Here is a 22,172-nt window from a genome sequence, read left to right on the forward strand (position 1 = left end):
GGGAGGCGCAGCGATATGCGCGTCGAGGAGTACGTCGCCGAGCTCACCGCCCTCGGCGTCACGTTGTACGAGGAGGCCGGGCGGCTTCGCTACCGGGCTCCGAAAGGGGCCCTCACTCCGGAGCGCCTCGGCTGGCTGCGGGACCACAAGGACGAGGTGCTCGTCCACCTCAAGGAGACCGAGCTCGGTCCCGGCCTGGTGCCCGAACCCGGCGCGCGCCACGAGCCCTTCCCGCTGACCGACGTCCAGGCGGCGTATCTGCTCGGCCGCAGCGACGCGTTCGACTACGGGGGCGTGGCCTGCCACGGCTACCTGGAGATCGCGCTGCCCGGCGGCGCGGCGGAGCACGTCGAGGACGCCTGGAACCACCTCGTCCGCCGGCACGACATGCTGCGCGCGGTCGTCTCCGCCGAGGGCCACCAGCGGGTGCTGCCCGAGGTGCCGCGGTACGAGATCCGCACCCAGGACCTCAGCGGCCGGTCCGAGGACGACCAGCGGCGCGCCGTCGAGGAGATCCGCGGTGCGATGTCGCACCAGGTCCGGCAGACGGACCGCTGGCCGCTGTTCGAGCTGCGGACCACCCGCGTCGGCGGGAAGCTGCTGCTGCACGTCGCCGTCGACCTGCTGATCTGCGACTACGGCAGTATCCGGATGCTGCTCGGCGAGCTGCACGGGCTCTGCGGCGGTGCCGCTCCGGCGGATCCCCCTCAGCTGACCTTCCGCGACTACGTCCTCGCGGCGCGCGGTGCCCGTGAGGGCTCCCGCTACCAGCGCGACCGGGACTACTGGTGGGACCGCGTCGACGCGCTGCCCCCCGCCCCCGAACTGCCGCTGCGCACCGACGCGGTCGACGCCCCGCCCCGCTTCCGGCGGCACGGGATGCGCCTCACCCCGCAGCAGTGGGCGGCGCTCGGCCGGCGCTCGGCCGCGGCGGGCGTGACACCCTCGGGAGCCCTGCTCCAGTCGTTCGCCGAGGTGCTCGGACGGTGGAGCCGCACGCCGCGGTTCACGCTCAGCCTCACCCTCCAGAACCGGCTGCCGCTGCACCCGGAGGTCGACCGCGTCATCGGCGACTTCAGCTCCACCAGCCTGCTCGCCGTCGACCTCACGGAGGGGGCGACCTTCCTCGACCGCACCCGCGCGGCGCAGGCCCGCCTCTGGGACGACATGGACCACGGACTGTGCTCCGGCGTCGAGGTCCTGCGCGAGATCGCCCGGCGGCGGGGGCGTGCCGAGGCGCTGATGCCGGTCACCTTCACCAGCGTGGTCGGCGGTGCGGACCGCGGCGACGCGCCGTCCCTCATGCCGGGCGGCGAGCTGGTGTACGGCATCACCCAGACCCCGCAGGTGTGGATCGACTGCCAGACCCTGGAGGACGGCGGCGGACTCCTCGTCCACTGGGACGTACGCGAGGGGCTGTTCCCCGACGGCGTCGTCGAGGACATGTTCGGCGCCTTCGCGGAGCTGGTGCGGCAGCTGGCCGACGGCGGGGCCGGGTGGGAGTCCGCCGACCCGGCGGAGCTGCCCCGGGCCCAGCTGGAGCGGCTGGCACAGGCCAACGCGACGGAGGCCGCACGCTCCACGGAGCCGCTGCACGCCGAGGTCGTGGCGCAGGCCCGGCGCACCCCGGACCGCGCCGCGGTCATCACGTCCGGGCGGACCCTGGACTACGCGGAGCTGCTCGGCCGGGCCGCGGCGGTGGCCGCGGCGCTCACCGAGGCGGGCGTCGCCCGCGGCGAGCGCGTCGGCATCGTCATGGACAAGGGGTGGGAGCAGGTCGTCGGCGCGCTCGGGGTCCTCCTCGCGGGCGGCGCGTACCTGCCGGTCGACACCACACAGCCGGCCCTGCGCAGGGACGCGATGCTCACCGACGCCGGGGTGCGGCAGGTGCTCACCCAGTCGTGGCTGGCGCCGGGGCTCGGGGTGCCGGCCGGTACCCGGACCGTCGTCGTGGACACCCTGCCCCCGGCCGACGGGCTTCCGGCGACCGTGGCGGGCGACCCCGACGACCTGGCGTACGTCATCTACACCTCCGGCTCCACGGGCACCCCGAAGGGCGTGATGATCAGTCACGCCGCGGCCCGGAACACCGTGGACGACATCAACTCCCGCTTCGGGGTGGGCGCGGAGGACCGGGTGCTCGGCCTCGCCCAGCTCGGCTTCGACCTCTCCGTCTACGACCTCTTCGGCCCCCTCGCGGCCGGCGGCGCCGTGGTCCTGCCGGACGCCGGGCGGCGCGGCGACCCCACGCACTGGGCCGACCTCATCGAGCGGTTCGGCGTGACGGTGTGGAACTCGGTACCCGCCCAGATGCAGATGCTGCACGAGTATCTGCGGACCCAGCCCGCGCTCGACGTCCACCGGCTGCGGCTGGCGCTGCTGTCCGGCGACTGGATCCCCGTGACGCTGCCGGACGCCGTACGGCAGCGGGTGCCGGGGCTGCGGGTGGTCAGCCTCGGCGGTGCGACGGAGGCGGCGATCTGGTCGATCCACCACCCCGTCACCACCGTCGATCCCGCCCTGGGCAGCATTCCGTACGGCAGGCCGCTGGCGAATCAGACCATCCGGGTCCTCGATCCCCTCATGCGGGACTGCCCGGAGCAGGTGACGGGCGAGCTGTACATCGGCGGCGTGGGCCTGGCCCTCGGCTACCTCGGCGACGCGGCCCGCACCGAGGAGCGCTTCGTCAGGCACCCGCACAGCGGTGAACGGCTCTACCGCACCGGGGACATGGGACGCCGGATGGCGAACGCGGAGATCGAGTTCCTCGGCCGCGCCGACGGACAGGTCAAGCTGAACGGCCACCGCGTGGAGCTCGCCGAGGTGGAGGCGGTCCTCCAGGGGCACGACGCGGTGCACCTGGCCGCGACGGTGGTGCGCGGCGAAGGCCCGAGCCGCAAGCTGGTGGCCTTCGCGGAGCCCGCCCGCACCGAACGCCCCCCGCTCGATGCGGCCCTCGCCCGGGCGGCCGGGCGGCGGGCCACTGCCGAGGCGCGCTTCGACGAGGCGGCGCAGGGCGCGGACGTCCGCGCGATGGGCGAGGCGCTCGACGAGTCGGGGCTGCAGGCGATGACCCTGCTCCTGCGCGGCCGCGGCCTGTTCGCCGCGGACGGCGACCGGCACACCGCCGAGGAGATCACCGCCGCCAGTGGAGCCGCCCCGCAGAACCACTACCTCGTACGGCGATGGCTGACCGCGCTGGCCGAGGCGGGCCGGGTCGTCCACGACCAGGACAGCGGCACGTACCACGGCCTGGCGCCGGTGACCGGCGAGGACCGCGCGGCCGTGCGCGAGCGCGTGGACGCCCTGGAGCCCAGGGTCGGCTGGGGTGCGGAGCTGGTGCGCTTCCACCGTGACTGCGAGGAGAACCTGGCACGGCTGCTCAGCGGTGAACTCCCGCTGAAGGACCTGCTGTTCCCCGAGGGCCGCCTGGAGACGGCCGCGGCCGCCTACCGCGACAACCTGATCAGCCGCTACAACAACGCCGCCGTCATCGAGATCGTCCGCCGGATCGCCCTGGCGCACCGGGGCCCCGGGCCGCTGCGGATCCTGGAGATCGGCGCCGGGGTCGGCGGGACCAGTGCCGCGCTGATACCGGAGCTGCGGGACCTCCCCGTCGACTACCACTTCACCGACCTGTCGCACTTCTTCCTCAACGAGGCGCAGGAGGCGTACCGGGACCACCCCTGGGTGCGCTACGGCCTGTTCGACCTCAACGAGGACTACCGGGCCCAGGGGTTCCAGCCCAACTCGGCGGATGTCATCATCGCCGCGAACGTCCTGCACAACGCCGTGCACGCGGACGAGATGCTGCGGCGGATCCGCGAACTCGCCGCGCCGGGCGGCTGGCTGGTCTTCATCGACGCCACCCGCGACACCTGGCGCGGTATGACGTCCATGGAGTTCAACGACGGGCTCACCGGTTTCACCGACGAGCGCGCGCAGAGCGGTGCCACCTTCTTCACCCGGCAGCAGTGGCTGGACCTGCTGCGCGGGGCGGATGCCGAGGTGGCGGTCTGCCTGCCCGAGGAGGACAGCGCGCTGGCCGGGATCGGTCAGCAGGTCTTCGCGGCCCGCTTCAAGGCCGACCGGGTCGCCCTCACCACGGGCGAGCTGCACGGCCACCTCGCCGAGCGGCTGCCCGGGTACATGATCCCGGCGGAGCTGCAGCTGGTGGACCGGATTCCGCTGACCGCCAACGGCAAGGTGGACCGCGGCCGGCTCGCCGAGTGGACCGGCGCGGCGTCGGCGGAGGGCCACCAGGACGGCGGGGAGGCACCCGCCGACGAACTGGAGCGGGCCCTGGCCGACCTGTGGTCCGAGGTCCTGCACGTGCCCGCCGTCGGCCGGGACGCCAACTTCTTCAACCTGGGCGGGGATTCCCTGCTGGTCGCCCAGCTCGTGGGCCGGATGCGGGAGCGCGTGCCGCAGGCGGTCGGGCTGGCCTGGGACGACCTGCTGCGCTCCGTGCTCAACCGGCCGACCGTCGCGGCGCTCGCCGCGCAGCTGCGCTCGGCCGCCGCGGAGGACGGCACGGGGGCCCTCGGCTCGGCCTCACCCCTGGTGGAGATCGACCCGGGCCCCGGCGGGGCGGACGGCGCCGCGACGCTGGTCCTGGTGCACGACGGCACCGGCACGGTCGGACCGTACCGGGCGCTGGTGCGGGAGCTCTCCGGCACGCTGCCGGTCGCCGGACTCGTCGTCGACGACTTGGACGCCTACCTGGACGCCGATCCCGCGACGGTGATCGGCGAACTCGCCGGCCGCTACGCCGAGACGCTGCTGGCCGCCGGCTGCTCCAAGGTCCATCTCGTCGGCTACTGCATGGGCGGGCTGTTGGTCACCGAGCTGGCCGACCGTATGACCGCGGCCGGCGGCGAGGTGACCGAGGTGTCGATCATCAGCAGTTACCGGGTGCCCTACCTCGTCGAGGACGACCTGCTGGCCGAGTACATCTTCGCCCGCATGATGCGGGCCGACACCGTCGGACTCGGTTACCCGCAGGACGAGTCGGCGATCCGCGAGCTGGTCACCGAGGTCACCCGGAAGCATGGCGACCGGGTGCCGCCGGGCAGCATGACCGAGCTGTCGCCCGACGTGCTCGGCGCGAAGGGGGCACTGGCGCTGCGGGCCTTCCGGGCGCTGGCCGCCCGGACCCAGGAGGAGCGGCTGCGGGCCGTCGGCGCCGCCATGCCGCAGGAGAGCACACAGCTGAGCTCGCCCGAGCGGCTGGCCCGGGTGTTCCGCGCCGTCAAGCACAGCCTGGTGGCCGTGGCCGGGCACCGGGCGACGCCGTACCCGGGAGACGTCACCCTGTTCCGTCAGGTCGGCGAGGCGGAGATCTTCCCCGGGATGCACCACGACATGGGTGCCTACTGGCAGCAGGTGTGCACCGGCGGACTGCGCCTGGTCGACGTGCCCGGCGACCACTTCAGCTGCGTACAGCCGCCGCACGCCGCGGCGGTGGCGGCGCTCCTCGCCCAGGGCGGGGCAGCGGGTCCGGCGGCCCCCGCCGGGGCCCGGGAGGCACGCCGATGACGGCCCGGGAAGCGCCGTTGATCGGCATCATCGGCGGGTATGGCGCGGTGGGCGCCGCCGCCGCGCGCCGCCTCGCGGCCGAGGGCCGGTTCCGGCTGCGCATCGGCGGGCGGAACGCCGACGCCGCGCGGGCCTGCGCCGCCGGACTCGGGGCGGCGGCACAGGCCATGGCCGTCGACGCGGCGGCGGACGACAGCCTGGCGGCCTTCAGCCGGGGCTGTCGCACCGTGCTCAACTGCGCGGGCCCCGCCTACCTCCTGCTCGACCGGGCCCGGCGGGCGGCGCTCGCCGTGGGCGCCGACTATGTGGACGTCATGGACGACGGCAGCGTCCCCGGACCGGTGGCGGGGCGCACGGTCGTCCTGTCCGCGGGCCTCGCGCCGGGCCTCTCCGGGCTGCTGCCCGGACTGCTGGCGCGGGGAGCCGGCGGCGGCCGGTTCACCGGCTGCTATGCGGGACTGGGCGTCTTCACCCACACCGGAGCCGTCGACTACCTGCTGAGCATGGAGCGGGACTACGGCACCCCGCTCGCCGAGTGGCGCGGCCGCGTGGTGCCGGGGGCGCTCAGGGCCGAGGAGGACTTCCGGCTGCCCGGAGTGGCGCGGCCGCTCGTCGCGTACCCCTACCTGACGGCGGAGACGGCGGACCGGGCCCGGGCCCTGAGGCTCGACCGGGCCCGGTGGTACAACGCCTTCGACGGTCCGGCCCTGCTCGGTGTCCTGAACCGGGCCCGGGCCGGCCGGCCCGGGGAGCGGGACGTGGCGGCCACGGCGGCGGAACTGGTCGCGGCGAGCGCCCTGGACGCGGCGGGCCGTACGCCGTACCACCTGGTGTGGGGTTCTCTGGAGACCCGGGGGCCGGACGGCACACCGGTGCGGCGCACCGCCGCGGTCCGCGCCGCGGACGGGTCCGAACTGACCGGCCTGGTGGGCGCGTTCGCCGCCGCGGCCGTCTGCGACGGGCGGCTTCCGCACGGGGTGCATCCGGCATCGGCGGTGCTCGACCCGGCGGCGGTCGTCCGGTGGCTGCGCGAGAGCGCGGCCGGGGTGACGGTCACCGAGACGGAGACGGCCACCGAGACGGAGACGGCCACCGGTACCGATACCGGTGCCGGGGCCTCGCTCGCGGCGGAGTCGGCGGAGCCCGTGGAAGGGGGAGTGCTGTGAGCAGTGCGTGCGCGCAATAGTTCCCTCGCGGTCGTTGGACGAGGAATTTCGGGTGTCTGGAAAATGCCGGGTGACGCTCCGGTGCATCGCCCTTGAAGAATGTCGTTCACGAACCCCGGGAGGGAATTCCAAAAGTAATGTGCGTACGCAAACACAACGCCTTACGATCCTTTAACTGTCCTGCTTGGAGAGTCAGTTTAGGAAAAGATTCTCCTTTGCTCGATAATTTGCGACCGCTCCTCGTTCTTGGTCGCTGAGGTCGCGGGAAAGTGGTTGCGAGTCGCGTTGTCATACATGTAGATTCTGTGGCTGGAGTCCCGGGTGAATCGGCCAGGAAAGTGGGAAATCTATGGCCACGACAGGTGAATCGGCCACTCGCTTAGAAGGCGGCGATCAGGTCAAACGACATGATCCGGACGGCGGCGGCACGCAGCGCCCGCCGGATGCCGCCGGGGGCGGGAAAGGGATGCTGCTGGAGCTGCTCCGTCCCTACCGTGGCCGTCTCGCCGCAGTCTTCGTACTGCAGTCGGTGGGTGCCCTGGCGGGCCTCGCACCGGTGCTCGCGGTCGTCGAACTGGGCCGGCAGCTCCTCGTGTCCGGCGCGGTCGACGCGAGCGCCGCATGGACCGCCGTCGTCATCGGCGCGGCCGGCCTCCTGCTCCGCGTCCTCGCGGCCACGGCGGCGAGCGGGATCGCCCATCTCGTCGACGGCGAGATGCATCTGGCGCTGCGCAGGTCGCTCGCCCGGCGCCTGGGCGAGGTGCCCCTGGGCTGGTACTCCCGGCGCAGCTCCGGCGAGATCAACCGCGTGGTGCAGAGCGATGTCGACTCCCTGCACTACCTGTTCGCGCACACCCCGGGCGAGTTCGCGTCGGCCGTGATCGTCCCGCTGGCCGCGCTCGGCTATCTGGGCTGGGTGGACTGGCGGCTGATGCTCGTCGCGCTGCTCCCCGTCGTGGCCGCGATAGTGATCTTCAGCCGGCTGATGACCGAGGAACGGCGGCGTGCGGAGGAGGCCATGGGCGAGGCCATGGGGCGGATCGGCGCCAGCGCGGTCGAGTTCGTCGAGGGCATCTCCGTCGTCAAGACGTTCGGCGGCGCGGGCCGTGCCCACCGCCGCTACCGCAAGGCCGCCGACGACTTCGCCGACTTCTTCCTGGGCTACGTCCAGGGCAGCGCCACCCTGGCGTCCCTGGCCTCGGTCGTGCTCTCGCCGCCCTTCGTGCTGTTCGTCGTCCTCGCGGGAGGGACGGCCCTGGTCGCGAGCGGCTCCATGCCCGCGGGCGAGCTGCTGCCCTTCCTGCTGCTCTCGGTCGTGCTGACCGCGCCGGTGGCCGCGCTGGGACACGGCCTCGACAACATCCAGGCCGCGCAGCAGGCGGCGGGCCGTATCCACGAGATGCTCTCCGCGCCGCCCCTGCCCCAGCCCGCCGACCCGCAGGTCCCGGACGGCGAGCGGGTGGAGTTCCGCGGCGTCGGCTTCTCCTACGACGAGGCGGACGGCCCGGTCCTGAGCGATATCGACCTCGTTCTCGAACCCGGCACCACCACGGCCCTGGTGGGCCCGTCCGGCTCGGGCAAGAGCACGCTGGCGCAGCTGCTGCCCCGGTTCTTCGACCCCACCGAAGGGGCCGTGCTGCTCGGCGGGGCGGACGTCCGCGACATCCCGAACCACGAGCTGTACAAGAAGGTCTCGTTCATCCTCCAGGACGTCCGGGTGCTGCGGGCGACCGTCGCCGAGAACATCGCCCTCGCGGTACCGCAGGCCGACCGGGCGGACATCGTGGCGGCGGCCAGGACGGCGGGCATCCACGACCGCGTCGAAGCGCTGCCGGACGGCTACGACACCGTGATCGGCGAGGGGGTGGGGTTCTCCGGCGGCGAGGCCCAACGCCTCGCGATCGCCCGGGCGCTGCTGATCGGCGCCCCCGTACTGGTACTGGACGAGGCGATGTCCTTCGCCGACGCCAAGACCGAGGCCGAGATCCGCCGGGCGCTCGACGCCCTGATGGCCGGCCGCACCCAACTGGTCATCGCCCACCGCCTGGAGACCGTCACCCGCGCCGACCGCATCGTCGTCCTGGAGCGCGGACGGATCGTGGAGAGCGGCAGCTACGCCGAACTCCTCGCCCGCGACGGCCGGTTCGCCGCCATGTGGCGGGCACAGCACGAGAGCACCGTGTCCGGCCGTGGCACGGACCGGAGCACGCGAGGAGAGGGCCGCTGATGATCCGCTTACTGCTGAAGGTCCTCGGCGAGCCGGACGCCCGGCCGGTGCGCCGCACGCTCACGCTCATGACGGTGTGCGCGGTGGCCGAGGGCCTCTCCTACGCGCTGCTCGTCCCCCTGCTCCGCGCCCTCCTCGGCGACGACCCGGCCGGCGCCTGGCCCTGGCTGGCGGCCTTCGCCGCGGCCGTCCTGGTGAGCGCCGTGCTGGGCTTCCGCAGCGACCTCGCCGGATTCCGCACGGGCGGGGAGCTGTCCCGCAGGCTGCATCACCACCTCGGTGACCACATCGCCCGGCTGCCGCTCGGCTGGTTCACCTCCGCCCGGATCGGCGAGGTGTCCGGGCTGACCAGCCGCAGCGTGATGGAGGTGATGTCCGTCCCCGCGCACCGCCTGCGGCCGGTGATCAGTGCCTCGGTGACCCCGCTGACCATCGTGGCCGTGATGTTCGTCTTCGACTGGCGCCTCGCGCTGGCCGCCCTGATCGCCGTGCCCGTGATCGTCGCCGTCCAGAAGGCCACCGGCCGGGCGACGGCACGGCAGGACGCCGAGCGGCTGCGGCGCAGCGACGAGGCCGCGGGCCGCGTGGTGGAGTACGTACGGGCCCAGCCGGTACTGCGGGCCGGCGGACGCTCCGGGGAGCGGCTCGGCATGCTCGACGACGCGCTGCGCGAGCAGTGGCGCAGCGAACGCGGCGCGGCGCTCAAGAGCCTGCCGGGCACGCTCGGTCTGAGCATCACCGTGCAGGCGTTCTTCACCCTCGTCCTGGCCCTGGCGACGTATCTCGCCCTGGACGGCGGCATCGGGGCCCCGGAGGTCCTCGCACTGCTGGTGCTCACGGCGCGCTGTGTGGACCCGCTGCTCGCCCTGTCGGACCTGGGCGGAGTGATGCGGGCCTCCCGGGGAGAGCTGGAGCGTATCCAGGCGGTGCTCCAGGAGGAGCCGCTGCCCGAGGCCGACGAGCCGCTGGCCCCGGCGGGCGGCGGCGTCGAGCTGGCGGACGTGACCTTCCGCCGTGGCGACCGTACGGTGCTCGACGGGCTCTCGCTCACGGTCGAGGAGGGGCAGCGGGTGGCCCTCGTCGGTTCCTCCGGCGCGGGCAAGAGCACCCTGCTCCAGCTGACGGCACGCTTCCACGACGTGGACTCCGGTGTGGTACGCGTCGGGGGAGCGGACGTGCGCCGGCTCGACGGCGACCGGCTGATGGCCCACATCTCCATGGTCTTCCAGGACGTCTATCTCTTCAGCGGGACCATCGAGGAGAACGTCCGCCTCGGACGTCCCGACGCCACGGACAGCGAGGTGCGCGCGGCGGCCGTCGCGGCACGCCTGGACGACGTCGTGGCCCGGCTGCCCCAAGGCTGGGCGACCCAGGTCGGCGAGGGCGGCAGCTCCCTGTCCGGCGGCGAGCGCCAGCGCGTCTCGATCGCCCGCGCCCTGCTCAAGGACGCCCCGGTCCTGCTGCTCGACGAGGCGACATCGGCGCTGGACCCGGAGAGCGAAGCCGCCGTCCAGGACGCCCTGGACCGGCTGATGCACGGCCGCACCGTGCTGATGGTCGCGCACCGGCTGAACACCGTGCGCGAGGCCGACCGGATCGCGTTCCTGCACGAAGGGCGGATCGCCGAGGAGGGCAGCCATCTGGATCTCCTCCGGCTCGGCGGGAAGTACGCCGAGTTCTGGGAGATCGCCGCGTACGACCCGGCCTGAGCGGCGTACCGCGGCGCCCGGCCGGGCAGCCGATCCGCGGCCACCCGGACCCACTTGCACAGCACCTTCTGCCGAACCGAGGTAGGGATGTCACACACGCGCACGTCGAGACGATCGCCACGGCCCCTTGACCGCCACGCCCTGATGGGCAGCCTGGACGCTTTCCGGGCCCAGGTCTCCGCGGTGCTCGAGATGGAACTCGGTCCCGCGCACGACGAGGAGGACCTCTTCGCGCTCGGGCTCCAGTCACTGCAGCTGATGCAGCTCACCAACCACCTCAACCGCGCCGGCCTGGGGGCCGACTTCACGGTGATGGCCCGCGACGCGCGCCTGACGACCTGGTACGCGCAGCTGTCCGGCGCGGACGGGGAGCAGCCGGCGCCGGCCGGGTCCGGCTCCGGTCCCGTCCCGCCGGCCGCCCCGGCCGACAGCCGCGCTCCCTTCCCCCTGACGCCCGTCCAGCAGGCGTACTGGATCGGCCGCGCGGACGGCCGGACGCTGGGCGGTGTGGGCTGCCACGCCTACCTGGAGTTCGACGCCCCGCACGTCGACGCGGACCGGCTGGAGAGCGCCGTCCGCGCGCTGATGCGACGTCACCCGATGCTGCGTGCCCGCTTCGACGAGGACGGTATGCAGCGGGTGCTCGACACCTCGCCCTGGCCGGGGCTGATCGTCCATGACCACAGCGGGCAGGACGCGGCCGTCGCCGGGCAGGAGCTCCGCCGGCGCCGGGACACGCTGTCCCACCGGCGGCTGGACGTGGCACGCGGCGAGGTCGTCGACGTCCAGCTGAGCCGCCTGCCGGACGGCACACACCGCATCCATGTCGAGATGGACCTGCTCGTCGCCGACGTCCACAGCTTCCGGGTGATCCTCGCCGACCTGGCCGCCCTCTACGGATCCCCCTCGGCACTGCCCGAGCTGGGCTACGACTTCCCGCGGTACCTCGCGGAGCGTGCGGGCACGCGCGCCGCCGACCGGGCCCGCGCCGAGAAGTACTGGGCCGAGCGGCTGCCCGGCCTGCCGGGCGGCCCGCGGCTGCCGCTGAGGACCGAGCCCGACGACGTCGCCGTCACCCGGTTCGTCCGGCGCACCCACGAACTGACGCCGCACGAGTGGGCGGTCCTGCGGGGCAAGGCCACCGAGCACGGCATCACCCCGTCGGTGCTGCTGGCCACCGCCTTCGCCGAGATCCTCGCGCGCTGGAGCGGGGAGCAGCACTTCCTGCTCAACCTGCCGCTCTTCGACCGGGACCACGCCACACACGCCGATATCGAGGGCATCGTCGCCGACTTCACCAGCCTGGTGCTGCTGGAGGTCGACCTGACCCGTGGCGGCTGCTTCGCCGAGCGGGCCAAGGCGGTGCAGCAGCGGCTGCACGACGACGTCGGCCACGCCGCGTACACCGGCGTGGACGTGCTGCGCGACTTCATCCGCGCCGACGGCGAGTCGCCGCGCACCGCTCCGGTCGTCTTCGCCTGCAACCTGGACGCCCCGCTGGTTCCCGACGCCTTCGCCGAGCTGTTCGGCGATCTGTCCTGGATGGTGTCCCAGACCCCGCAGGTGTGGCTCGACTGCCAGGTCTTCCGCACGCGGGACGACGGTCTGCTGCTCGCCTGGGACGCGGTCGACGAGCTGTTCCCCGACGGGGTGCTCGACACCATGCTGGCCGCCTGCGGCGCGCTGCTGCGCGCGCTGATGACGGCGGACTGGCGGACCACACCGGACATCCCGCTGCCGGACGCCCAGCGGCGCCGCCGCGAACAGGTGAACGCGGTGTCCCGGACCACCGGCGGGCGGCTGCTGCACGAGGAGTTCTTCCTCCGGGCCGCGGAGCGGGACCAGGCCCCCGCACTGCTGTGGGGCACGGCCGGCGAGCGGAACGCGGGCACGGTCACCCATCAGGAACTCGCCGGGCGCGCCCTGCGCATCGCCGGTGCGCTCGCCGGCCGTGGCATCGGGCGCGGCAGCCCGGTGGCCGTCACCGCGCCGAAGGGGCCCGACCAGATAGCCGCGGTGCTCGGCGTGCTGGCCGCCGGGGGAACGTACATACCCATCGGTGTCGACCAGCCTGCCGAGCGCCGCGAACGGATCCTGTCCCTGAGCGGTGCGCGGCTGGTCCTGGACGGCGGCGACACCCTGTCGGCCGCCGGCCCCGGCATCGAGGTCCTGCCGCTGGCGCGGGCCCTGGCGGCCGAACCGCTGCCCGCCCCGGTGGCCGCGGAGGCGGACGACACCGCGTACACCATCTTCACCTCCGGGTCCACCGGCACCCCCAAGGGGGTGGAGATCAGCCACCGTGCGGCGGTCAACACCGTCGAGGACGTCAACGAGCGCTACGGGATCACCGGCCAGGACCGTGTGCTGGCCGTCTCCGCGCTGGACTTCGACCTGTCGGTGTGGGACGTCTTCGGCCTGCTGGGCCGGGGCGGCGCCCTCGTCCTGGTCGAGGAGGGGGACCGGCGCGACGCGCACCGGTGGCTGGAGCTGTGCGAGCGGCACCGGGTGACGGTGTGGAACTCCGTGCCCGCCCTGATGGACATGCTGCTCACGGCCGCCGACCGGGCGCCGCTGCCCGCCGGGCTGCGGCTGGCGCTGCTCTCGGGTGACTGGATCGGCCTCGACCTTCCCGCGGCGCTGCGCGAGGCGTCGGGCGGACGCTGCCGGCTCGTGGCGCTCGGCGGCGCCACCGAGGCCGCGATCTGGTCGAACTTCCACGAGGTGGACGAGGTGCCCGGGCACTGGCACTCCATCCCGTACGGCACCCCGCTGAGCAATCAGCGGTTCCGGGTGGCCGACCCCAGGGGCCGGGACTGCCCCGACTGGGTGCCGGGCGAGCTCTGGATCGGCGGTGACGGAGTGGCGCTCGGCTACCGCGGGGACGCGGAGCTGACCGCCGAACGCTTCGTGTGGCACGAGGGCGAGCGCTGGTACCGCACCGGCGACCTGGGGCGGTACTGGCCCGACGGCACCCTGGAGTTCCTGGGCCGCGTGGACCACCAGGTGAAGATCAACGGCTTCCGCGTCGAGCTGGGCGAGATCGAGGCCGCGCTGCAGGGCCACCCGGGCCTGGCCCATGCGGTCGCCGTGGCGGTCGGCGACCGCCACAAGGAACTCGTGGCCGCCGTCGTCGAACGGCGCGGCACACCGGCGGCCGCGGACCGGGACACCCCGGCGCCGACGCCGGACGGTCCGGCGCCGGGCCCGGCATCCACGGCGGTGGCACTCGAACACGCCCTCACCGAGGCGCTCCTGGCCACGGTGCTCGGCGGGATCGGCCTCGGCGGGGAGCCCGGCGGGAGCTGGTCGCCGCCGGTGCCGGGGGACCGGCGGCCGGTGCTCGCCCGCTGGGTGGACTACCTGACGGAGCGCCAGGTCCTCGCGGGTCCCGCGCGCACGCCCGCACCCGGACCCCGGTGGGCCGAGGTGCGCGACCCGCGGCAGCTCGTACGGATCCGGGAGCGCGCGCACGGCACGTACCTGGAGACCGTTGCGGACGCGTGGGAGCGGGCGGTGCCGCTGCTGACGGCGGTACTCAGGGGCGAGGCCCCGCCGGCCGCACCGCTCGACGACCCGGCCCTCGCGCCGGACGGACTCGGCGACCTGCTGCCCGGGGCCCGGGCGGGCCTGGCCGCGATCGGCGCCGGGCTGGCCGGCCTCGCGCAGGACCGGCCGGAACCGCTCGCCGTCGTCGAGTGGGCGGCGGCCGGCGGCAGAAGCGCCGCCCGGCTCCTGGACGGGACCGGGTCCGCCCCCGTGGCGTACACGCTGATGGGCCCCTCGGCGGCCGGACTGGCCGCTGCCGAGGCCCGCTTGACCGGGGCCGGGCACACCGTGCGCACGGTCCTGCGGGACGCCTCGGCGATACCGGAGGCGTATCTGCACCGCTTCGACGCGGTGGTGGTCGACGACGCCCTGAGCGGGGTACCGGACCCGGACGCCGCGGCGGCCGCGATGGCCCTGCTCGGCAGGCCGGGCGCCCCGCTGTGGCTCGTGGCACGGACCGAGCCGTCGCCGCTGCCGCTGCCGGGCGGCACGGCGCCCGCTCCGTCCGATGCGGGGCGGTGGCTGCGCGCACTGGAGCGCGAGGGGTTCACCGAGGTCCGCCCGGCCCGGACGGAACCGGACGGCGTGGTCCTCGTCACCGCCCGATGTCCGGCGCAGCCCCTGGCCGCGGACGCCGACGCACTGCGGACCTGGCTGGCCGAGCGGCTCCCGGCGCATATGATCCCCGGCACGTTCGTGGCCCTGCCCGCCCTGCCGCTGAGCGACAACGGCAAGGTGGACCGGCGGCGTATCCAGCGGCTGCTCCACGACTGTGCCGAGCGGCCCCAGGAGAGCGCCGAGCCGCCCCGGGGCGAGACGGAGGAGCTGGTGGCCGAGCTGTGGGCCGAGGTCCTCGGCACCCGGAACGTGGCGCGGGAGACCAGCTTCTTCCTGCTGGGCGGGGACAGTCTGCGGGCGACCCGCCTGGTCACCGCCGTCCGGCGGCGCACCGGCGTCGAGCTGCCCATGCGTGAGGTGTTGCGGGACCCGACCGTCGCCGGGCTGGGCGCGCTCATCACGGAGCTGCGCAAGGCGCCGGCCGCCGGGAGCGGCGGGGGCCTGCCGCACGACACCGACGGCGCCGGGTACGACGACGCCGAGTACGAGGCGGGTGTGCTGTGAGCGCCGGCTCCAGCGTGCGCACCGTCTCGCCGCGCGCCCACGCCCGGGCCCGGCTCATCTGCTTCCCGCACGCCGGCGGATCCGCGGGCGCCTACCGCCTGTGGTCGCTGGACGCGCCCTGGGACATCGAGGTGAGCGCGGTCCAGTACGCCGGGCGGGAGGACCGCTACGGTGAGGAGGCGGCCGCGGACATGAGCGACCTCGTCGCCGGGCTCTGCGCCGATCTCGTCCGCGACCTCGCCGCCCGCCCGCGGTGCGCCACCGTGCTCTTCGGGCACAGCATGGGCGCCGCGGTGGCATACGAGACGGCCCGTGCCCTGGCCACCCTGGGGCACGCCCCGCAGGCGCTGGTGGTCTCCGGCCAGCCCGCGCCGCACCTCGCGCGCGGCGGCACACTGCACCTGGCCTCCGACGCGGAACTCGTCGCGGACCTCGAGCGGTTGGGCGGCACCGCGGCGAACGTGCTCGACAACGAAGCGCTGCTGTCCGCGATGCTGCCCACGATCCGGCGCGACTACCGGCTCATCGAGACCTACACCCCACTGCCGGGCCGCGGGCTGGACCTGCCCGTGACCGTGCTGTACGCCGACGCCGACCCGGAGGTCGACGCCGAGGAGGCCGGGGCGTGGCGCGCGAGCACGCTCGGCCCGTGCCAGGTGCTGCCCTTCCGCGGCGGCCACTTCTACCTGGAGGAACAGCGCGAACACGTGCTGCCCCGGATCTGGGAACGCGTGCGGGCCGTGCTGCCCGCCACGTCCGAGGCCTGGGCCTCCATGCCCTGAGACCGCCGGGCGGGCGACCGAAATCCCCCGCGGCGCCCGCCCGGCTCCCCTTTCCCCCCCACCCCACCCCCCACCACCGTCCATGCGTCACCCGTGTCACCTGTGTCACCCGTGTCATCACCCTTGCCCCAATCCCCTTCCGGACTTCAAGACTTCAAGAGTTGGGATGTGCCATGCGAGAAGGCTGTACGCCGTGGCCCGACGCGTTCGCCAGTGACTACCGAGCCAAGGGGTACTGGACCGACGACGTCCTGGGCGAGTTGCCCCTGTCCGCCCCCGGCGCGCGGGACAGGCCCGCCGTGATCACGCCCACCCGCACCCTGACCTACGGCGAACTGGACCGGGCGGCCGACCGCCTCGCCGCCGGACTGATCGGTCACGGCGTCGAATCCGGTGACCGCGTCGTCGTCCAACTGCCCAACGACGTCGAGATGGTGGTGCTGTTCCTCGCCCTCTTCCGGCTCGGGGCGCTGCCGGTGTTCGCGCTCCCCGCGCACCGGACGTCGGAGATCACCCACCTGGTGAACGCCTCCGAGGCGGTCGCGTACGTCTGCCCCGACCAGCTGCTCGACTGCGACTACCGGACCATCGCCAAGGAGGTCCTGGCCGGTACGGAGAGCCTGCGGCACGTCCTGGTGGCCGGTGACCCCGGGCCCTTCACCGCGCTCGCGGAACTGGACGCGGACCCGGTCGAGCTGCCGGCTCCGGACCCCGGGGACGTGGCGCTCTTCCTGCTCTCCGGGGGCACGTCCGGGGCGCCGAAGCTCATCCCGCGCACCCACGCCGACTACACCTACCAACTGCGGCAGAGCGCCCGGCTGTGCGGCCTGGGCCCCGACAAGCGGTACCTGTGCGCGCTGCCGATGGGGCACAACTTCGCGCTGGCCAGCCCGGGCGTGCTCGGCACCCTGCGCGTGGGCGGCACCGTGGTCCTCGCCCCGGCGCCCACCCCCGAGTCCTGCTTCCCGCTCATCGAGAGCGCCGGGGTGACGGTCACGTCGCTGGTCCCGCCCCTGGTGCCGCTCTGGCTCGACGCCGCCGAGTGGACCGAATACGACCTGAGCTCCCTCGAACTCCTCCAGGTCGGCGGGGCCCGGCTCGCCCCGGAGACCGCGAGCGAGGTGCCCGAGGGGCTCGGATGCACCCTGCAACAGGTGTACGGGATGGCCGAGGGGCTGCTCAACTACACCCGCCTGGACGATCCGCCGAGCGTGGTCCTGCACACCCAGGGGCGCCCGCTGTCGCCGGGCGACGAGATCCGGGTGATCCGCGAGGACGGCCAGGACGCCCGTCCCGGCGAGGAGGGCGAGCTGTTCACCCGCGGCCCGTACACGGTGCGTGGCTACTACCGGGCCGAGGAGCGCAACCGCACCGCGTTCACCGCGGAGGGCTACTACCGCACCGGTGACGTGGTCCGCCGGACCGCCGCGGGCTACTTCGAGGTGGTGGGCCGGATCAACGACGTGGTCAACCGGGGCGGTGAGAAGGTGCCGGCCCAGGAGGTCGAGGAGCACCTGCTCACCGATCCCCGCATCGGTGCCGCCGCGGTCGTCGCGCTGCCGCACCCGCACATGGGCGAGCAGACCTGTGCCTGCGTGGTGCCGCAGGACGCGGAGCAGCCGCCGACCCTGCGCGAGGTGCAGGCGGGACTCAGGGACCGCGGTATCGCGCCGTACAAGCTGCCCGACCGGCTGGTGGTGCTCCCCGCCATGCCGCTGACCGCGGTCGGGAAGATCGACAAGAAGGCACTCAAGGCTCAGCTCCAGGGCTGACAACTGCCGCTGTCCGTACGGGGGTCGTCCCGGCGGTGCGGGAAAGGTGATCAAGCATGTGTGGAATCGCCGGTTGGGTCGACTTCGGCCGGGACCTGCGGCAGGAACGCCACAGGCTGACGCTCATGACGGAGACCATGAGCTGCCGTGGCCCGGACGCCGGGGGAGTGTGGGTCGACCGCCACGCCGCACTCGGGCACCGCAGGCTGGCGGTCATCGACATCGAGGGCGGGACCCAGCCCATGCTCGCCGAGGAGGCGGGCGAGGCGCTCGCCTGCCTCACCTACAGCGGTGAGGTGTACAACTTCGCCGAGCTCCGCCAGGAGTTGAGGGCCCGGGGGCACAGCTTCCGGACGCGCAGCGACACCGAAGTGGTGCTGCGCGCCTACCTGGAGTGGGGCGAGGGGCTGGCCGAGAAGCTCAACGGGATGTTCGCGTTCGCCATCTGGGACGTCCGCAAGCAGGAACTGCTGCTGGTGCGGGACCGCATGGGCATCAAACCGCTGTACTACTACCCGGTACCCGGCGGGGTCCTCTTCGGGTCGGAGCCGAAGGCGGTCCTGGCCCACCCCGACGTCCCCCGCCGGGTCGACGCGGATGGTCTGCGCGAGGTCCTGGCACTGGTCAAGACCCCCGGGCAGGCGGTCTTCGCCGGGCTGAAGGAGGTCCGTCCGGGCACCGTGGTGCGGGTGCGCGGGGAGGGGCTCACCGAGCGGCGCTACTGGCAGCTGACGGCCCGGGAGCACACGGACGACCTCGGGACCACCATCCGGACGGTGCGGTCCCTCCTGGAGGACACCGTGGAGCGCCAGCTCGTCTCGGACGTCCCGCTGTGCACCCTGCTCTCCGGCGGTCTGGACTCCTCCACGATCACCGCGCTGGCGGCGAAGCACCAGCTGGCCCAGGGGGGCGGTCCGGTGCGCTCGTTCTCCGTCGACTTCCACGGCAACGCCGAGAAGTTCGGCGACGACCCGATGCGGGGTCTGGCCGACGCCCCCTTCGTCCGGGAACTCGCCGCGCATGTCGGCACGGAACACTCCGAGATCCTCCTGGAGAGCACGACGCTGGCGGACCCGGAGGTGCGGGCCACGGTGCAGCGCGCCACCGATCTGCCCCTGGCGTACTGGGGTGACCTGTACCCCTCGCTGTACCGGCTGTTCGGCGCCGTACGCGAGCAGTCCACGGTGGCGCTCTCCGGCGAAGCGGCGGACGAGCTGTTCGGCGGCTATCCGTGGTTCCGCGACCCGGAGACGGCCGGGGCGGACGTCTTCCCCTGGCTGACCCCGCGCATCCGCAACTACTTCGTCGACGACTCGCTGTTCGCCCCGGAGCTGCTGACCAAGCTCGACATGGGCGGCTTCGTGCGCGACAGCTACGCGCAGGCGCTCGCGGAGGCCCCGGTACTGGCCGGCGAGCCGGCCGAGGAGCGCAGGATGCGCGGGCTCGGCTATGTGCACCTCACCCGGTTCGTCCAGGCCCTCCTGGACCGCAAGGACCGGATGAGCATGGCCACCGGCCTGGAGGTGCGGGTGCCGTTCTGCGACCACCGGCTGGTGGAGTACGTGTTCAACGTGCCGTGGGAGATGAAGTCCTTCGACGGCCGGGAGAAGAGCCTGCTGCGGGCGGCCGCGGGCGACTTGCTGCCGGAGTCGGTCCGGCAGCGGGTCAAGGCCCCCTACCCGAGCACCCACGATCCGGCCTACGAGCAGAGCCTGCGCGACGAGCTGCGCACGGTGATGGCGGACTCCGCGTCCCCGGTGTCCGAGCTGCTCGACCCGAAGCAGGTGGCGGACCTGCTCGGCCGTCCGCTCGGCCACAAGAGCCTGCAGAGCGACCGGATGGGCATGGAGCTGGCACTCGGCCTGAACTCCTGGCTCACGTCCTACGACGTGACGGTGGATCTTTAAGGGTCCTGCGCGACGTAACCGACACCACGGGCGCGGCGTGCCGTGCGGCGGCGGGTTCGCAGGTCCGCGTGCCGCCGCGCCCCCAGGGAGGGCAGATGAACACCCACTACCGAACTGCCGTGGTGGACACACCGCGGGAGCCGTTGGACACCGCGACCGGGCTGGCGGCGTCCGGCCTCTTCGGCACCTACGTGGTGTACGAAGAGCCCGGCTGCTGGTCCGTCGCCGGGGGCGTGGCGGCGGAGGTCACCGTCACCGCCCGCACCGTCCGCACCGCCCACGCCGGAGAGGTCGTGGAGCGGCCCTGGCACGGAGATCCGCTGGCCGCGGTGCGGGAGTTCCTGGCCGGCCTGCCGATCGCCGGCTGGACCGCGTACGGCTGGTGCGCCTTCGAACTCGCCCACGCCCTGGCGGGGGCGGCCCCGGACCACGATGATGTGCTGGTCCATCTCGTCGTCCCCGAGACGGAGATCAGGCTGACCGGGGGGCGAGCGCTGATCCGCAGCCTCAGCAGCGGCGCCCTGGCGGACGCGGAGGCCGCGATCGCCCTGGCGGACGCGCCGGCCGCACCGGCCCGGCAGCAGGTCCGGGTGGACCTGGACGCCGACGCCGACATCTACCGCAAGGGTGTCGAATCCCTGGTGGCGGACATCCGCGCGGGCGTCCTGCACAAGGCCGTGCTCTCCCGGGTGGTGCCCGTCGAAGGGGAGATCGACTTCCCCGCGAGCTATGCGCACGGCCGCCGGAGCAATACGCCGGCCCGCTCCTTCCTCCTGGACATGGCGGGCCTGAAGGTCTTCGGCTTCAGCCCGGAGACCGTGGCGGAGGTCGACGCCGAGGGCCGTGTGACCAGCCAGCCGCTCGCGGGCACGCGCGCCCTGGCCGAGGATCCCGAGGTGAGCCGGGAGCTGCGCGAGGACCTGCTCGGGGACGCCAAGGAGGTGCACGAGCACGCCATTTCGGTGAAGGTGGCGATGGACGAACTCGCCGGTCCCTGCGAGCCGGGTTCGGTGGTGGTGCAGGAGTACCTGGCGGTCGAGGAGCGCGGCTCGGTCCAGCACCTGGCGTCCCGGGTCGGCGGCCGGCTGCCCGAAGGGGCCGGTCCCTGGGGTGCGTTCGCCGCCCTGTTCCCCGCGGTGACCGCCTCCGGGGTGCCCAAGCCCGCCGCGTACGAGGCGATCCGCCGCTATGAGCCGCAGCGCCGCGGACCGTACGCGGGCACCGTGCTGAAGGTGACCCAGGACGGCGCCATGGACGCCGCCCTGGTGCTCCGCAGCGCCTTCGCCGAGAACGGCCGGACCTGGCTGCGGGCCGGCGGGGGCGTCATGGGGCAGTCCCGCGCGGAGCGCGAACTGGAGGAGACCTACGAGAAGTTGCGGTCCGTCTCCCGGTTCCTGGTGTCACGCCCGGCCGACGCGGAGTGACCGCAGGACGGCGTCGAGTTCCCCGAGCACCCGCCCGGCGCACGCGGCGGCCGCCGGCACGATGTCCTGCATCAGAAAGTAGCCGTGGACGAGGCCCGCCCCCGGGACATGGCGTACCGGTACGCCGGTGACGGCCAGCTTGTCGGCCAGCTCGACCCCCTCGTCGTGCAGCGGGTCGAATTCGGCGGTGGCGACCACCGTGGGCGGCAGGTTCCGCAGGTCCGCGTTGAGCAGGTCGACGGCGGGTTCGCCGCGCTGCCGGGGATCGGGCACGTACAGGTCGTAGTGCCAGGCCATGTCGTCGACGGTCAGCAGATATCCGTCGGCGTACGGGCCGGCCGAGGCGAAGAGCAGCCTCGGGTCCACGGGCGGGTACACAAGGAGCTGCGCGGCGAGAGCGAGGTCGCCGGTGTCGCGGGCGTCGAGCGCGACACCGAGCGCCAGGGCGGCGCCCGCGCTGTCACCGGCGATCACATGGTCGCGGCCGGGGAAGGACCGGCTCGTCCAGCGGGCCGCGGCAGCGGCGTCGAGCAGGGGGACGGGGTAGGGGAATTCCGGCGCCCGTCGGTAGTCGGCCGAGACGACGACCGCGCCCAGCGCGGTCGCCACGATGCGGCAGGCCCGGTCATGGCTGTCGAGGTCGCCCAGCACCCACCCGCCGCCGTGCAGGTAGGTGACCACCCGGCCGGCATCGTGTACCGGGGTGTAGACCCGGCACCGGAACGACGATCCGTCCGTGGCGCCGACCGTGGTGTCGGCGGCGGTGACGGCGGCGGGGGAGTCGTGGTCCGCCCCGTGCGGGCGGACCGCATTCGCCAGATATCGTTCACGGGCATTCTCGAGGGATATTTCCCGGGCCGGAACCGGAGGGCCGTCGGCGCGTTGCCAGGCGATCAGACTTCGAAGTATGCGATCCAATGGCACGGCTACCCCTCCCAAGGGCTGATCCGCTGTGGAATGCGACGCAGGTGATTGTCCT

Annotated in this window: 10 protein-coding genes; 9 read left to right on the forward strand and 1 reads right to left on the reverse strand. The window is 73.7% G+C overall.

Annotated features, from left to right (window positions below):
* Positions 1–15 precede the first annotated feature (15 nt).
* From AZE13_RS20645 to AZE13_RS20685, 9 genes are all read left to right on the forward strand, one after another.
* Complete coding sequence (locus AZE13_RS20645; RefSeq protein WP_066933842.1) at positions 16–5,538, forward strand: non-ribosomal peptide synthetase; 5,523 nt, start codon at positions 16–18, stop codon at positions 5,536–5,538.
* Complete coding sequence (locus AZE13_RS20650; RefSeq protein WP_066933845.1) at positions 5,535–6,704, forward strand: saccharopine dehydrogenase NADP-binding domain-containing protein; 1,170 nt, start codon at positions 5,535–5,537, stop codon at positions 6,702–6,704. Before AZE13_RS20645 ends, AZE13_RS20650 begins: the two co-directional genes overlap by 4 nt.
* Positions 6,705–7,170: 466 nt before the next feature.
* Complete coding sequence (locus AZE13_RS20655) at positions 7,171–8,931, forward strand: ABC transporter ATP-binding protein (RefSeq protein ID WP_258527896.1); 1,761 nt, start codon at positions 7,171–7,173, stop codon at positions 8,929–8,931.
* Entirely contained in the window at positions 8,931–10,640 is a 1,710-nt protein-coding gene (locus AZE13_RS20660; protein ID WP_066933850.1) for an ABC transporter ATP-binding protein, read from the forward strand. The genes AZE13_RS20655 and AZE13_RS20660 overlap by 1 nt, the downstream gene beginning before the upstream one ends.
* Positions 10,641–10,784: 144 nt before the next feature.
* Complete coding sequence (locus tag AZE13_RS20665) at positions 10,785–15,308, forward strand: non-ribosomal peptide synthetase (RefSeq protein ID WP_066933853.1); 4,524 nt, start codon at positions 10,785–10,787, stop codon at positions 15,306–15,308.
* Positions 15,305–16,090 carry a thioesterase II family protein gene (locus AZE13_RS20670; protein ID WP_066933856.1) on the forward strand — a complete coding sequence of 262 codons (786 nt, stop codon included), beginning with the start codon at positions 15,305–15,307 and terminating at the stop codon, positions 16,088–16,090. The genes AZE13_RS20665 and AZE13_RS20670 overlap by 4 nt, the downstream gene beginning before the upstream one ends.
* Before the next feature lie 173 nt (positions 16,091–16,263).
* Positions 16,264–17,862, forward strand: a complete 1,599-nt coding sequence (locus AZE13_RS20675; RefSeq protein WP_066933859.1) for a (2,3-dihydroxybenzoyl)adenylate synthase — start codon at positions 16,264–16,266, stop codon at positions 17,860–17,862.
* A gap of 56 nt (positions 17,863–17,918) precedes the next feature.
* Positions 17,919–19,769: an asparagine synthase (glutamine-hydrolyzing) gene (gene asnB / locus AZE13_RS20680; RefSeq protein WP_066933862.1), complete on the forward strand. Its 1,851-nt coding sequence runs from the start codon at positions 17,919–17,921 to the stop codon at positions 19,767–19,769.
* 95 nt (positions 19,770–19,864) lie between these two features.
* The gene (locus AZE13_RS20685) at positions 19,865–21,193 is read left to right on the forward strand and encodes a salicylate synthase (RefSeq protein ID WP_066933865.1); all 1,329 of its coding nucleotides are present in this window, start codon (positions 19,865–19,867) and stop codon (positions 21,191–21,193) included.
* Here the strand turns inward: AZE13_RS20685 and AZE13_RS20690 are convergent.
* Positions 21,170–22,117 (reverse strand): alpha/beta hydrolase, encoded by a 948-nt coding sequence (locus tag AZE13_RS20690; protein WP_066933868.1) that lies wholly within the window; start codon positions 22,115–22,117, stop codon positions 21,170–21,172. The two genes, AZE13_RS20685 and AZE13_RS20690, sit on opposite strands and share 24 nt — an antisense overlap.
* Positions 22,118–22,172 lie beyond the last annotated feature (55 nt).

The organism is Streptomyces sp. NBRC 110611, from assembly GCF_001590865.1.
GTDB lineage: Bacteria > Actinomycetota > Actinomycetes > Streptomycetales > Streptomycetaceae > Streptomyces.